The 14829-nt window shown below is 61.4% G+C and carries 14 protein-coding genes; all 14 read right to left on the bottom strand.

Annotated features, from left to right (window positions below; genetic code table 11):
- Positions 1–8: 8 nt before the first annotated feature.
- Complete coding sequence (locus X566_RS21400; RefSeq protein ID WP_034471366.1) at positions 9–980, bottom strand: tripartite tricarboxylate transporter substrate binding protein; 972 nt, start codon at positions 978–980, stop codon at positions 9–11.
- A 128-nt stretch (positions 981–1108) separates the two neighbouring features.
- A complete protein-coding gene (locus X566_RS21395; RefSeq protein ID WP_034471364.1) occupies positions 1109–2083 on the bottom strand; it encodes a tripartite tricarboxylate transporter substrate binding protein in 975 nt (324 codons plus the stop codon).
- Between the two features lie 164 nt (positions 2084–2247).
- Positions 2248–3222, bottom strand: coding sequence for a tripartite tricarboxylate transporter substrate binding protein (locus X566_RS21390; protein WP_034471362.1), 975 nt, complete (start codon positions 3220–3222; stop codon positions 2248–2250).
- Positions 3223–3272: 50 nt separating this feature from the next.
- Entirely contained in the window at positions 3273–4244 is a 972-nt protein-coding gene (locus tag X566_RS21385; RefSeq protein ID WP_051444413.1) for a tripartite tricarboxylate transporter substrate binding protein, read from the bottom strand.
- A gap of 113 nt (positions 4245–4357) precedes the next feature.
- Complete coding sequence (locus tag X566_RS21380; RefSeq protein WP_160170507.1) at positions 4358–5338, bottom strand: tripartite tricarboxylate transporter substrate binding protein; 981 nt, start codon at positions 5336–5338, stop codon at positions 4358–4360.
- Between the two features lie 160 nt (positions 5339–5498).
- Positions 5499–6476 (bottom strand): tripartite tricarboxylate transporter substrate binding protein, encoded by a 978-nt coding sequence (locus X566_RS21375; RefSeq protein WP_034471360.1) that lies wholly within the window; start codon positions 6474–6476, stop codon positions 5499–5501.
- A 173-nt stretch (positions 6477–6649) separates the two neighbouring features.
- Positions 6650–7618, bottom strand: coding sequence for a tripartite tricarboxylate transporter substrate binding protein (locus X566_RS21370; RefSeq protein ID WP_034471359.1), 969 nt, complete (start codon positions 7616–7618; stop codon positions 6650–6652).
- A gap of 176 nt (positions 7619–7794) precedes the next feature.
- Positions 7795–8775 carry a tripartite tricarboxylate transporter substrate binding protein gene (locus tag X566_RS21365; protein ID WP_034471358.1) on the bottom strand — a complete coding sequence of 327 codons (981 nt, stop codon included), beginning with the start codon at positions 8773–8775 and terminating at the stop codon, positions 7795–7797.
- Between the two features lie 284 nt (positions 8776–9059).
- Entirely contained in the window at positions 9060–10034 is a 975-nt protein-coding gene (locus tag X566_RS21360) for a tripartite tricarboxylate transporter substrate binding protein (protein WP_034471357.1), read from the bottom strand.
- An 81-nt stretch (positions 10035–10115) separates the two neighbouring features.
- Positions 10116–11102, bottom strand: coding sequence for a tripartite tricarboxylate transporter substrate binding protein (locus X566_RS21355; protein WP_160170506.1), 987 nt, complete (start codon positions 11100–11102; stop codon positions 10116–10118).
- 108 nt (positions 11103–11210) lie between these two features.
- Complete coding sequence (locus tag X566_RS21350; RefSeq protein ID WP_034471355.1) at positions 11211–11633, bottom strand: Zn-ribbon domain-containing OB-fold protein; 423 nt, start codon at positions 11631–11633, stop codon at positions 11211–11213.
- A complete protein-coding gene (locus X566_RS21345; RefSeq protein WP_034471353.1) occupies positions 11630–12763 on the bottom strand; it encodes a thiolase family protein in 1134 nt (377 codons plus the stop codon). Before X566_RS21345 ends, X566_RS21350 begins: the two co-directional genes overlap by 4 nt.
- Positions 12764–12797: 34 nt before the next feature.
- Complete coding sequence (locus X566_RS21340) at positions 12798–13574, bottom strand: enoyl-CoA hydratase/isomerase family protein (protein ID WP_034471351.1); 777 nt, start codon at positions 13572–13574, stop codon at positions 12798–12800.
- A gap of 17 nt (positions 13575–13591) precedes the next feature.
- Positions 13592–14758 (bottom strand): acyl-CoA dehydrogenase family protein, encoded by a 1167-nt coding sequence (locus tag X566_RS21335; RefSeq protein ID WP_034472692.1) that lies wholly within the window; start codon positions 14756–14758, stop codon positions 13592–13594.
- Positions 14759–14829 lie beyond the last annotated feature (71 nt).

Below are 14829 nucleotides of genomic sequence, written 5' to 3'. Positions count from 1 at the left end.
GCGCGCCGTCAGTCGAGACTGATGCCGGTCTTGTCGGCCAGCTTCTTGAAGCGCTCGATCTCGCTGGCGATGAAGGCTTTCAGGTCGGCGGGGCCGAGATGGGTGAGGGTGCCATAGTCATTCGCGTCGAGAAACTGCACGACCGTCGGATCGCGCATCGCGTCGGCAAATTTCGCGGACATCGTGTTGACGACATCGGGCGGCGTGCCGGCGGGCATGACGATGCACGACCAGCCACCGAACACCATGTCGATGTTGCGCTCCTTCAGCGTGGGTACGTCCGGAAAGTTCTTAAGCCGTGTGGCGGCGGTGGTAGCGATGGGTCGCACCTTGCCGGTCTCGATGTACGGTTTTACGGATGCACCGTAGTCGAACACGACATCGACGTTGCCCGCCAACAGGTCCGCATAAAAATTGGCTGCGGTCTTATAGGGCACATGCTCCATTCTGGTATCGGTCGCCATCTGGAACAGCTCGCCGGACAGGTGGGGAGTGGTTGCCGTGCCTTGCGAGGCATAATTGACCTTACCGGGGTTCTTCTTCAGATAATCGACGAACGCCTCGATGGTCTTGTATGGTTTCGTGGCATTCGCCACGAGCACGAAGCTCGTGTCGAGGAAGCCGTGTACCGGCACGAACGCCTGCAGCGGCTGATAGGAGAGCTTCTTGTAGAAGGCGGCGAAGGTCGCGACGGGGCCTGAGGTCGCGTAAAGCATGGTGTAGCCGTCGGGCTTGGCCTGAGCGACGAATTCGGCGGCGACGATGCCGCCCGCACCGGGCCGGTTGTCGATCAGGATCGGTTGACCGAGCTTGTCGCCAAGCACCTTGGCGACGACGCGCGCATTGGCGTCGCTGGCGCTGCCCGCGCCGGAAGGGATCACCCAGGTAATGGGCCGGTTCGGATAACTGTCGGCACGGGCATGACTTATCCCCGTAACGAACAACGCGGCGGCAGCAACGTACGAAACGAACGCCCTCATCAGATCCTCCCTGTACGACCGTGTATGATCTTGTTTTATGAACGGCCGCATTGTCGGTCGCCGGGCAGGTTCTTGCCCACCTGACGAAAAAGGCAGCTACCGAATTTCGGGAGCTGCCTTTGAAGCGTTTATTCTGCGCTGGCGCCGGACTTCTCGACCAGGCCCTTGAACTTCTTGTTTTCGGAAACCATGAATTCGGTGAGTTTGTCTCCGGTCAAGGGCGGCATGATCGCCGAACCGTTGGTTTCAAAATAGCTGACGACCTCCGGTTTCTTCAGCGCTTCGCCGAATGCCTTGGCAAGCTTGTCCACGATCGGCTGCGGCGTATCCTTGGCGGCGACGATGGTGGACCATCCCGCCAGCACGGCATTGGGATAGCCGGATTCCTTCAGCGTCGGAATGGTGGGAAGGATCTTCATCCGGTCGCTGCTGGTGACCGCCAGGGCCCGCAGCTTGCCTGAATCGATGTGCGGCTTCACGACGACAGCGTAGTCGAACATCACATCGACCGTGCCCGCGAGCAAATCAACGACCGCCGGAGAGGAGCCCTTATAGGGGACGTGGGTCAGCTTGATGCCGGCCTCCTGCTGCAAGAGCTCGCCGACCAGGTGCGGACTGGTGCCCGCGCCCGACGAACCGAAGTTGATCTTGTTCGGGTTCTTCTTGGCGTATTCGACGAACTCGGCGACGGTCTTGTACGGCGTGTTCGGGTTCACGACCATGATCATCGGTGACTCCGACATGGTGTGGATCAGCGAGAACGACTTCAACGGGTCGTAGGAGATTTTCTTATAGAGATAAGGATTAGTCGCCATCGGGCCGGACGAGCCGTATAGGATCGTGTAGCCGTCGGGCTTCGACTGGGCGACGAATTCGGTGCCGACGATGCCGCCGGCGCCCCCCTTGTTCTCGACGATCACGCTGACGCCAAGGGTCTCGGAGAAGGCCTTGGCGACGACGCGTGCGCCTGTGTCGGTGACGCCGCCGGGCGTGAAGGGGACGACCCAGGTGACAGGACGATTCGGAAAATCCTGCGCCGCGGCGTTCGAAGCGAGGGCCGCCAGCAACAATGCGCCTGCCAGCGTCTTATGGAAGTTCATCATGTATTCCCGCAATTGGTAACGTTTCCAGTTCCGGCCAGCCTCGTTCGGGCCGGCCGCCGCGCGGGAGCATACGGGGGCAGCGGGCGAGCGGCAATCGGTGACGGAGCCGGGGAGCATGCCGGAATGTCGCAGCCGGACAACGCGACGCTAGGTCCGCCGGCGTTCTATTCTGGCGTGGCGCCGGAGACATCGATGATGCGTTTGAACCGTTCGCCCTCGCTGATGTAGAAATCGCGCGCCTTGTCCTTGACCACCCCCTCCAGAATGGTCGAGCCGGACTCGTTGTAGAATTTGATGATGGCTGGGTCCGCCATCGCAGCCAGAAACGCATCGGCCAGCTTGTCGATGACCGGTTGTGGGGTTCCTGCCGGGGCCGCAAAGCTCGACCAGGAGCTCATGACGACATCAGGAAAGCCGAGTTCGGCAATGGTCGGGACATCGGGCAGCGAGGTCAGCCGCTTCTCGGCAGCCACCGCCATCGGAATGAGCTTGCCCGCATCGAGATGCGCCTTGTTCGGAAGATAATTGTCGAAGGCGACGTCGATACGGCCAGCAAGCAGGTCGATGACGGCAGGAGCCGACCCCTTGTAAGGCACATGGATCATTTTGGTGCCGATGCTTATCGACAGAAGCTCTGCGCCAAGATGCTGGGTGCTGCCGATGCCGACCGACGAGAAGGTCAGCGCATTGGGATGCTTGCGTGCATAATCGACGAATTCGGGAAACGTCTTGTACGGCTTGCCGGGCGCGGTCATCAGGACCAGCGGCGAGACCGCGACGGCGGCGATCGGCGCGAACGATTTGACCGGATCGTAGGAGATGGTCTTGTGCAGCTTCGGCAGGATGCCCATCGGCCCTGATGAACCATAGAAGATTGTATAGCCGTCGGGTTTGGCGGCCATGACGATCTCGGCGCCGACGATGCCGCCGGCGCCTGGCTTGTTCTCGATGATGATCTGCTGGCCAAGTTTTTCACCGACGGTCTTGGCCAGCATTCGCGCAGACGTGTCGGCTTGGCCAGCCGGCGTGAACGGCACGATCCAGGTGATCGGCTTACTCGGATAGTCCTCCGCCGCGACAGCGCGCGCGGCAAGCGTCAGAGCGAACAGAATGCCGACCGATGTCCTGATGGCACGCATCTCTATCTCCCGACAGTCGCTGATCGCTTGCCGAGCAAGCCGCTTGTTGGCTATTGCGGCTGCACGCCTGCGCGCGTGATCAAATCCTTCATCTTGACGTTCTCGGCATCGACGAAGGCCCGCAGTTTCTCGCCGGAGTAACCCTGCAGGATGCCGGCGCCTTGATCCTCGAAGTATTTGATAATGGTCGGGTCATCGAGGGTCGCGCTGTAAGCCTTGGCGAGCTTGTCGACGATCGGCTGCGGCGTTCCGGCGGGAACGGCGATGCTGGCCCAGCCGGTGAATACCGCCTGCGTATAGCCTTGTTCGACGAAGGTCGGCACGTCTTTAAACAGCGGCATGCGCTGCTCGCTGGAGATGCCGAGTGCACGCAGTTTTCCTGCGTCGATGTGTGGCTTCAGCACCACCGGATATTCCCACATGGCCTGGATGGCGCCGCCGAACAGGTCCGTCAGCGCCGGTGCTGTGCCCTTGTAAGGCACCATCGTCATCTTGAAGCCGCCGGTCTGCTGCAACAGCTCCGATACCAGATGGAAGCCATCGCCGGGACCGGTGGAATAATAGTTGATGGCGTCGGGATTCTTCTTCGCGTACTCGACGAATTCCTTGAACGTCTTGTAAGGCGCGTCGGCGCGCACCACGAACAGCATTGGCGAATAGGCCATGCCGTGCACTGGCGTAAATGCGGTAAACGGGTCGAACGACAGCTTCTTATAGCGATAGGCGAATGAGCCGAGCGGTCCCGTGCCAGTATACATGAAGGTGTAGCCGTCGGGCTTGGTGCCGAGCACGTATTCGGAGCCGACGATTCCGGCCGCACCGGGCTTGTTCTCGACGATGACCGGCTGGCCGATCTTCTCGCTGAGGACCTTGGCGACCATGCGGGCGCCGTTATCGGTAACGCCGCCCGGTGGGAACGGAACGACGTAGGTGAGGGGGCGAGACGGATAGTCCTCTGCCCACGCACCTGTCGCGGCAGCCACCGTCAGCAGTGCCCCGGCGAAAAGACGGGCGATCCTCATCGAGCTTTCCTCCCCATTTATTGTTTTGAGCGCGTTTCGTTGGACGTGTTCAGGCTTGTAAAAGCTGCTTGCAACGCGTTGTGCGGACCCCGTGTCATCAGCTCGGATTGCACCTATTGCGGTTCAACCTTCGCGCGCGTGACGAGATCCTTGTATTTCTTGTTTTCGTCGGCGATGAACTTGCGCAGCTTTTCGCCGGAATAGCCTTGCAGGATACCGGCGCCCTGATCGTGGAAGTATTTGATCACCGAGGGATCATCGAGCGCCTGACTGTAAGCCTTCGCAAGCTTATCGACGATCGGCTTCGGCGTTGCCGCAGAGACCGCAATCGTTGCCCAGCCGGTATAGACTGCCTGCGGATAGCCCTGTTCGACGAAGGTCGGCACGTCGGGCAGCACCGGCATCCGCTGGTCGCTGGTGACACCGAGGGCGCGCAGTTTGCCAGCCTGAATGTGCGGGATGAGAACCACCGGGTATTCCCACAGCACCTGAATGGTGTTGGCGAGGACATCGGCCATCGCCGTCGCGCTGCTTTTGTAGGTGACCTGGGTCATCTTGAAGCCGCCGGTTTCCTGCAGCAACTCGGATACCAGATGGCTCGCGGAGCCCGGACCGGGCGAATAGTAGTTGATGGCGTCGGGATTTTTCTTCGCGTACTCGACCAGCTCCTTGAAGGTTTTGTAAGGAGCATCGGCGCTGACCACGAACAGCATCGGCGAATGGGCCATGCCGTGGACTGGCGTGAAGGCGGTGAAGGGATCGAACGATAGCTTCTTGTACTGATAGGCGTAGGCGCCATGCGGGCCTTGCGATCCGTACATGAAGGTGTAGCCGTCGGGCTTGGCGTTCAGCACGTATTCGCAGCCGACGATTCCGGCCGCACCGGGCTTGTTCTCGACAATGACCGGCTGGCCGATCTTCTCCGTCAGCACTTTGGCCATGAAGCGGGCACCGTTGTCGACAATGCCGCCCGCCGCGCCGGGCACGACGTAGGTGAGGGGACGGGATGGGTAATTCTCCGCGGATTCCGCGAATGCGCTATCCGTCAAAGCGAAAATAGAAAGAGTACCTGCAAGAAGCGTCGTCATTCTCATCGCGGCTGTCCCCAAACGTGCTGTCTTGTGTGGTCGTCCTGCTCGTCTCTGTCCGGCTGATCCGGGCTTTGGGTTGTCGGCTTGGGCATCCGATTGGATCGGATCGTCCATTGTTGCGAGAGCTCTCGGCGTGCTTGCGCGGGTGGACCGCAGGGCGGCGCTATTGCGGTTCGATACCCGCGCGCTCCATCAGCTCCTTGAGCTTGACGTTCTCGGCATCGACGAACTTGCGCAGCTTGTCGCCGGAGTAGCCTTGCAGGATACCTGCGCCCTGATCCTCGAAGTATTTGATCACCGATGGATCATCGAGGGTCTCGCTATAGGCCTTGGCGAGCCGGTCGACGATCGGCTTTGGCGTCTGGGCTGAGACTGCGATGGTCGACCAGGCGGTGAATATGGCTTCCGGATAACCTTGCTCAGCGAATGTGGGAACATCGGGTAGGATCGGCATGCGCTGCTCGCTGGTGATGCCGAGCGCGCGCAGTTTGCCCGCCTCGATGTAAGGTTTCATCACTACCGGATATTCCCACACCACCTGAATGACGCCCGCGAGCAGATCGGTCATGGCCGGACCGGTTCCCTTGTAGGGCACCTGCGTCATCTTGAAGCCACCGGCCTTCTGCAGCATTTCCGAGACCAGATGGTTCGCGGAGCCGGGCCCCGTCGAATAGTAATTGATGCCTTCGGGGTTTTTCTTCGCGTACTCGACGAGTTCCTTGAACGTCTTGTAGGGCGCGTCCGCGCGCACCATGAACAGCATCGGTGAGGATGCCATGCCGTGCACCGGCGTAAACGCCGTGAGCGGGTCGAATGACAGCTTCTTGTATTGATAGGCGAAGACGCCGAGCGGGCCGTGTGGCGCGTACATGAAGGTGTAGCCGTCCGGCTTCGCGTTCAGCACATATTCGGAGCCGACGATGCCGCCGGCGCCGGGTTTGTTATCGACGATCACGGGCTGGCCGAGCTTTTCACCGAGGACCTTGGCGACGGCGCGGGCGCCGTTGTCGGTGACGCCGCCGGGCGGGAAGGGCACGATGTAAGTGAGCGGTTTGGAGGGATAGCCCGGCTCGGCAAGGGCTGTGCTGCTTGCGATGGCGATCGCAGCAACCAGGATGGCAGAGACTCGCGCCAGCGGCATTCCAACCTCCCTCATCATTTTTCATTTTTTGATGAGATTAGCGCCGCTGTCGGTTTCGGCAAGCGCGCGCTTCGACACAGTTGGAAATCTCGCGCCGCAACAAGAATGCTGCGCAAAAGAAAAGGCCCGCGTGGGACGCGGGCCTTCAGAGCTTTCAGGTGATCGGCTGCGGGTTATTCGGGCTGAATGCCCGCACGTTCGGCGATCGACTTCATTTTCACGCGCTCGGCGTCATAGAAGGCGGCGAGTTTTTCCTTGGACACGCCCTGCATGATGCCCGCGCCCTGGTCGTTGAAGTATTTCACGACACTCGGGTCCTCCAGGCTCTTGCCGAATGCGTCGGCGAGCTTATCGACGACCGGCTGCGGTGTGCCGGCTGGCAGTACGACGGTCGCCCAGGCGGTGAACACCACGTTGGGGAAGCCCTGTTCGGCAATGGTCTTCACCTCGGGCAGGTTGGTTAGCCGCTTCTCGCTGGAGACACCCAGCGCGCGCAGTTTGCCGGCCTCGATCTGCGGTTGCATGACGACCGCATAGTCGAAGGTCACGTCGATGACGCCGGCCATCAGATCGGTCAGCGCGGGGGCGGTGCCCTTATAGGGCACATGGGTCATGGTGAAGCCGCCTTCCTTCTGGAACAGTTCGGCCAGCAGATGTTGTGTCGAGCCGTTTCCGACCGAGGCGTAGTTCAGCTTGCCGGGGTTCTTCTTGGCGAATTCGACCAGGTCGTTGATGGTTTTGAACGGAGAATCCGCCCGCACCATCACCAGCATCGGCGAAGTGGCGAAGCCATGCACCGGGATGAAGTCCTTCTGCGGATCGTAGCTCAGCTTCTTGAAGAGGAACGGATAAGTGACGATGCCATTCGACGCGTAGAGGAAAGTGTATCCGTCCTTCTTGGCGTTGGCGACAGCCTCGGTGCCGACGATGCCGCCGGCGCCCGGCTTGTTGTCGATGATGACCTGCTGGCCGAGTTTTTCGCTCAACACCTTCGCGACCGTGCGTGCGCCATTGTCGGTGACGCCGCCGGGCGGGAAGGGGACGACCCAGGTGATGACCCGGCTGGGGTAGTCCTGGGCGATGGCGGTGGTGGCGATTGCGATCGACGCCAGGGCGCCTACGATCGCTGTAGCGAACTTCATTGTCTTCTCCCGATGGTCCGCTCTCGAGGCGGATAGCTGCTTGTTATGGAAACCGTTTCGTGACGAAACGAATTCGGGCGGCAAGCTAACCCGCCGCCCGTGGATCGCAAGGGCTTACCCGTGCAGCTTTGTTCTGTCTGTCGTGCAATCGGCAGACTGTCCGGATTGTAACGATCTCAATCCGCCGAGGCGCCGGTCCGCTCGATGATATCCTTGAACTTCGCCTGCTCCTTGACGATGAAGTCCTTGACCTTCGCCGGCCCCACGTCCGGCATCAGCGTTACGCCCTGATCGTCATGATACTTGATCACGGCGGGATCTTTCAGCGCCTCGTTGAAAGCCTTGCCGATCTTGTCGACGACGTCTTGCGGCATGCCGGCCGGGCCGACGATCGTAGCCCATGCGGTGAACTGGACATCTGGATAGCCGAGATCGACGAACGTCGGTACGTCCGGATGGCTGACCATTCGGGTCGCTCCGGTCTGAGCCAGCGGGCGCAGCTTGCCACCTTCGATCTGCGGCTTCACGATGATCGAATAGTCGAACATGAAATCGATGCGGCCGCCGAGCATATCGGTCATTCCGGGCGTTGAGCCCTTGTAGGGGACGTGGGTGAGCTTGATGTCGGTGTATCTTGCCATCAACTCCGGCGTCAGGTGCTGGGCGGTGCCGGAGCCGACCGAGGCGTAGGTCAATTTCTCCGGGTTCTTCTTGGCGTAGTCGATCAGATCCTTCACCGACTTGAACGGTGAGGTCTGAGGGACGACGAGGACCAGCGGCGAAGACGCGAAGCCGTGGATCAAGGTGAAGGATTTGAACGGATCGTACGAGAGCTTCTTGTAGAGCGAAACGTAAGTCCCCATTACCCCGTTCGCGGCATAGAGGATCGTGTAGCCGTCCGGCTTGGCTGAGGCCACGTATTCGGCCGCGACGATGCCGCCTGCGCCAGGCTTGTTCTCGATGATGACAGGCTGGCCGAGCTTCTCGCTGAACACCTTGGCGACGAACCGGGCACCGTTATCGCTGATGCCGCCCGGGGTGAAGCCGACGACCCAGGTGATCGGCCGCGAGGGGAAGGTATCAGCCGCGGCTCCGGTGGTGAAGGTGAGAAGACCCGCCGAGGTGAGGGCCAATGCAGCACGTATCAGGAGTTTCATGTTTTCTTATTTTCCTCTCGTGTCCATCGCCGCTGATTGTTTTGTAGGTTGGCGTGCGGCGAGGCCGCAGGCCCGTTTTGGGCGATGGCAGTCTACATGATCCCCAGATGATAGGCTGATGCAACCGATCGAAAGATGGGAGGGCCTATACGCTTTTGCGATATCGCGGCGCTCGGTCGCAGGTCGAGCTCGGGTCACGCGGGAGAATGTCGAGCAAAAACAAAGACGCCGCACCCATGAGAGTACGGCGTCTCTTGTTCGCCTATTTGGCGCGTGCGTCGAATTTATTGGACGACGATACCAAGGCGCTTGGTCTCTTCCGCCTTTTCCTTGATCTCCTTCTCGAGCGAGGCTTCGAACGAAGGGATCGTGCCCTTATAGGGAGACAGACCATTGGTCTTCAGATGTTCTGCCATAGCCGGCGACTTCATCACTTGGGCCGAGGCGGCGCGTAGCTTGTCGACGATCGGCTTCGGCGTGTTGGAGCGGACGAACATCGCGTACCAGGACTGTTCGACGACACCCTCGTAACCCAATTCCTTGAAGGTCGGGACCTCCGGCAGGAACTGGCCGCGCTCCTCAGAGCCGATGCCCATCAGCTTCAGCTTGTCCGAATCCTTGAAGGTCATCGCAAAGGTCTGTGTCGCGAAATATCCCTGCACGTCGTTGCTCATCAGCGCCTGCACCGCCGGCGTGCCACCGCGGAAGGCGATGTCCTGCCATTCGAACTTCGCCGAGGTCTTCAGCCGCTCCGCCAGCACATGCGATGGCGAGCCCGGTCCGAGCATGCCGTAGTTCATCTTGGTCGGGTTCTTCTTGGCGTATTCGACGAATTCCTTGAAGTTGTTCACCGGCAGCGCGGCTGGCACCATCAGCACGTAAAACTGATCGCCGAGCATCGCGATCGGCGTGAAGTCCTCCATGGCATAACCCGGCTCCTTCAAGGCGAGCATGGTCGATATCATCGTGCTCGAACCGAACAGGATGGTGTAGCCGTCAGCCGGTGCCTGCTTGGCGGTTTGCGAGCCGATGGCCGTGCCTGCGCCTGGCTTGTTCTCGACGATCATGGTCTGGCCGAGGACTTTGCCCATTTCATCGGCGAACGCACGGGAAATGACGTCGGTGGAGGCGCCCGGGGTATAGGGCACGACCACGCGGATCGGACGGGACGGGTAGTTGTCCTGCGCCTGCGCGGGCAGCGCGCTCATCAGCGCTGCGGCGACGCCCAGCAGGGCGAACGAACGTCTGGACGGCTTCATCACTCTCTATCTCCTTAGCAGGACCGCAATGGTCGTGCTTCCATCAGCAACGATGTGCGGATCGGTCACGGTTTGGTTTTATTATTGCGGCTCGAGGCCGAGCTGCTTGGCCTCTGCAATGAAGTGCTGCAACTCCGCTTCCAGCTTGGCCGGAAAGGCTTCGAGCGTACCGTCATAGGGTGACAGGCCGTTGTTGCGGAGCTGCGTCTGCATCGCAGCGGATTTCATCGCGTCGGCAAATGCGGCGCGTAACGTATCGAGGATCGGCTTGGGTGTTTCCGAGCGTGCGAACAGTGCGTACCAGGAATGATCGGTGACTTGCGGATAGCCGAGCTCCTTGAAGGTCGGCACATTCGGTAGGAAGTCGACGCGTTTCTCGCTGGTGATGGCGAGCAGACGCAGACGATCCGATTCAAGCTGTGTCGAGGCGTAGGCTTGCGTCGAGAAATAAGTCTGAATATCGCCGCTCATCACCGCCTGGGCGGCTTCGGCCGTCCCTTTGTAGGAGATTTCCGTCCAGTCGAGGCCGGCGGCGACGCCAAGCCGGTAAGGAAGCACGAAGGTTCGCGTGCCGCGACCAAGCGTGCCGTAGTTCAGCTTGCCCGGATGCGCTTTGGCATAGGCGATGAACTCACTGAGCGTCTTTACCGGCAGCGAGGAGGGCACCAGCATAACGTAGGCGGCGTCGGAGAGCATCGTGACCGGCGTGAAGTCTGAGAGTTTGTAGCCGGGATTTTTCAACGTGTAGGTGTTGCTGACAAGGCTAGCGGCCTGAAACATCAGGGTGTAGCCGTCGGCCGGTGCATTTTTCACGGCCTGAGTCCCGACGACCGTTCCGCCGCCCGGTCTGTTTTCAACGATGATCGTCTGACCGAGCCGTTTGCCCGCTTCCTCGGCGACGGCGCGCGAGATCAGATCAGTTGAAGCGCCAGGCGGATAGGGGACGACGATCCGAAGCGGGCGAGTCGGGAAAGCTGCACCCTGTGCCGTCGCACGGGACAGCGGCGGTAAAAGCCAAGACAACGCCGTCAGCAAAGCTGCCTGCGTTGTGGCTCTACGATCGATCATCATGTCTTCTTAGAGTTTCGTTCCGTTCGCAGACGGGACACATGTGTTCGTGCACACACGACGGGAAAAGCGGTACTCGCTTTTCCCGTCTGCGCCATGCGCCAATTGTCACACGGGCTTGAAGCGGGCGATGCCGTGGCCTTGCTCTTGCGCAGCGACGAAGGTGAGCGGCTGATCGATCACCAGCGTCTCGGCGTCATCGATGATCACATTGGAGATCATGCGCGGCCCCTCGGCGAGCTCGACCACCGCCACGTTGTAGGGCAAGCGGCCTTCGAACGCCGGATGGAAGGCGCGGTGATACACCACCCAGCTGATCAGCTTGGCTTTGCCGGAGGCGCCCTGCCATTCGTAGTCGGCTTCGAGGCACTTCGGACATTCGCCGCGTGCCGGCAGCCAGTTGTTGCCGCAATGACGGCAATGCTGGAACGTCAGCTTGCCGTTCTGCAAGGCATCCCAATAAGGCTTGCTGACCTCGTTGATGTCCGGCTCGGGCAGGGTGGCGGCAGGTTTCGTTGCGGGTGCGTTCATTGGCCCAAAATGAGTGTTGCGTGGGTGTGCATCACTCCTCCCTGATTGCTGACGATGCAGCGCTTCGCGTTCTTCACCTGATTGACGGACTCGCCGCGCATCTGGCGCACGCCTTCGTGCACGAGCTGCAGGCCCGGCATGCCGGTTTCGGAGAGGAGACCGCCGGAGGTGTTGACCGGCAGTTGTCCGCCGAGCTCGATGTTGCCGCCCTTGACGAAGTCGGCGACCTGGCCGCGCTTGGCGAAGCCGTAGTCCTCGAGCGTCATCAGCACGGTGATGGTGAAGCAGTCGTAGATCTGCGCCACGTCGATGTCCTTCGGCGCAAGCCCCGCCATCTTGAATGCGGTGGCGCCTGCGACCTTCGCTTGCGTCGAGGTCATGTCCGGACGTTGCGGGACTTCCCACGCGGTCTGGCCATGGCCGAAGCCGAGGATCGGCACCGGCTTCTTGACGCCGAGCTGCTTGGCGCGTTCCGCACTCATGACGACGACGGCCGCACCGCCATCGCTGACCAGTGCGCAGTCGTCGCGGCAGAACGGCGCCACCATCGGCGGCAGTTTCATGTAGTCATCGAGCGAGAATGCCTTGCGCAGCTGTGCGTGCGGATTCTCGGCGCCATGACGGCGCGAGGCTACGGCAACGGCACCGAGCGCCTCGCGCGGGGTGCCGAGCTCGCCCATGTGGCGGCGGGCGATCATCGCGTAGTTCGACAGCACGCCGAACCAGCCATAGAGCGCATCGTCGCCACGCGGCCGGCTGTAGCCAGCCGCCGTGCCCGTCTTCGGATTGTCCGCGAAGCAGACCACAGCGATGTCGCACTGGCCGGCCTCGATCGCCATCGCCGCGTAGGAGATGTTCATGATGTTGGAGGCGCCGCCCTGGTCCCAGACACCATTGATCTTGGGTTGCAGGCCGACGGCTTCGGCGATCTTCTGGCCGTACATCAGTTCGAACTTAGAGGTAGGGGCCTTCACCCACAGGCCATCGACCGCGTCCTTCTCGATGCCCGCGTCGGCGAGCGCCCGGCGGATGGCTTCGACGTTCAGCGAGATCGTCGAACGGCCGGGCAGGCCGCCGAACTTGGTCGCGCCGATGCCGGCAATGACGTATTTGCCGCTAAGATTGCTCATCGTGCGTTTGTCCCCTTGTTGTTCGGGATCATGTTCATTCCCCCTTGAAGTTGGGCTTGCGCTTCTCGCGGAACGCCTTCGGTCCTTCCTTCGCGTCCTCGGTCTCACGCAGCATGCGGCCGATCAGCTGCTCGATCCGCAGGCCGGTGTTGATGTCGGTGTCGCGCGAACGGATCGCCAACTCCTTCGCGGCCTGCACCGCGAGCGGTGCGTTGGCGGCAATGCGCGCGGCATATTCGCGAGCCGACTTCATCAGGTCCTTATGGGGGACGACCTTGTTGATCAGGCCCCAGCGTTCGGCCGTCTTGGCGTCGATCGGGTCGCCGGTGAGCAGCATTTCCATGCCGATGCACCAGGGAAGCTGCTGCAGCGTGCGCTGGGTGCCACCGTTGCCGGCGATGATGCCACGCTTCACCTCGGCGAGATTGAAGGTCGCGTGCTCCGAAGCCACCCGAATATCGGTGGAATAGAGCATCGTCACGCCGCCGCCGAGGCAGAAGCCGTTCACGGCCGCGATGATCGGCTTCCAGACCTCAAGACCGCGGTTGAGCAGCTGGTCCTTCTGCGTCAGCCAGACGTCCGACCATGCGTTGCGTTGGGTGAGGACGTTCTTGATGTCCGCGCCGGCACAGAAGGCGCGGTCGCCCGCACCGGTGACGATCGCAACGCGGATTTGCGGGTCGTCGCGAACGGTCTGCCACGCCTTCGAGATCGCCGCATAGTGCTCCGAGTCGAGCGCGTTGTGCACCTCGGGGCGATTGATGGTGACGGTCGCTACGCCGTCCTTGTCGACTTCCAGATCGATTGACACGGTGATTGATCCCCCAATTATCCGCGATTGCCGAGCAGGTCGCGCGCGACGACCATGCGTTGCACTTCCGACGGGCCTTCGCCGATGCGCTTGATGCGCAGCTCGCGATACCAGCGCTCCAGCGGCAACTCCTTCGAGACGCCGAGGCCGCCGAAGATCTGGATACAACGATCGACCACGCGGCCGGCGGTCTCCGTCGCCGTCACCTTGGCGATCGAAGCTTCGAGCTTCATCGGCTTGCCGAGATCGGCCTTCCAGGCGGCCTCGTAGACCAGCAGGCGCGCTGCACGCAGCTCCATCTCGCTGTCGGCGAGCATCCACTGGATCGCCTGCTTGTCCGACAGACGCGAGCCGAACGTCTCGCGCTGCTTGGCCCAGTCGATGGCGAGCTCGAGCGCTGCCTGCGCGATGCCGATGGTGCCGGCAGCGTAGGGGACGCGGCCCTCCACCAGCCACTTCTCGGCGAGCTTGAAGCCGCCGCCCTCGTCGCCGAGGCGGTTCTCGATCGGCACTTCGACGTTGTCGAAATGGACCTCATAAGGAGCGTAGGCGCGGATGACCGGGATCACCTTGTAGGAGATGCCCTTCATGTTCGCGTCGACGATGAAGGAGGTGATGCCGCCGCGGCCGCCATGTCCGGTGCGCGCGAACACGATACCCCAGTCGGCGCCCTTGGCGCCGGTGATCCAGAGCTTGGTGCCGTTCAGCACGTAGCGATCGCCCTTGAGCACCGCCTGACACTTGATGGCGCGGCCTGGATCGGCGCCGCCTGAGGCTTCACTGATCGCGAAAAAGGCCTTCTTGCCTTCGTTCACGCTCGGGATGCCGTACTTCTCGATCTGATGCTTGCTGCCGAGCCAGATCACGTTCGGCGGGTCCGAACCGAAAGCGTTGAGGGCGGGGATATAGGCGCCCATGCGGCACTTCGCAGCTTCTTCGGCAACGATCGCTTGGCCGAGCAGGTTGAGGCCAGCGCCGCCGAACTCGGCGGGCGTGCGGATCTGCCAGAGGCCGAGAGCCTTGGCCTTCGCCTGCAGAATCTTGAGATCTTCCGGTGCGCAGCGCACCGCGTCATGTTCGAGTTTGTCCTCGACCGGCTTCACCTCATTGACCATGAAGCGACGAACCGTATCGCGCAGGTGTTGCAGCTCTTCGGGAAGCTCCCAGGCGCCGAGTGTGTGCATTTTCTGTGCTTCGCTTTTATCCAACATATCTCGAGTCCGATTCCGAAGTTCGCTTCACTCTGCCGTCTGCC

Source organism: Afipia sp. P52-10 (assembly GCF_000516555.1).
GTDB lineage: Bacteria > Pseudomonadota > Alphaproteobacteria > Rhizobiales > Xanthobacteraceae > P52-10.
The sequence above is the reverse complement of the archived record's forward strand: the minus strand, read 5'-3'. Positions and strand labels throughout refer to the sequence as shown.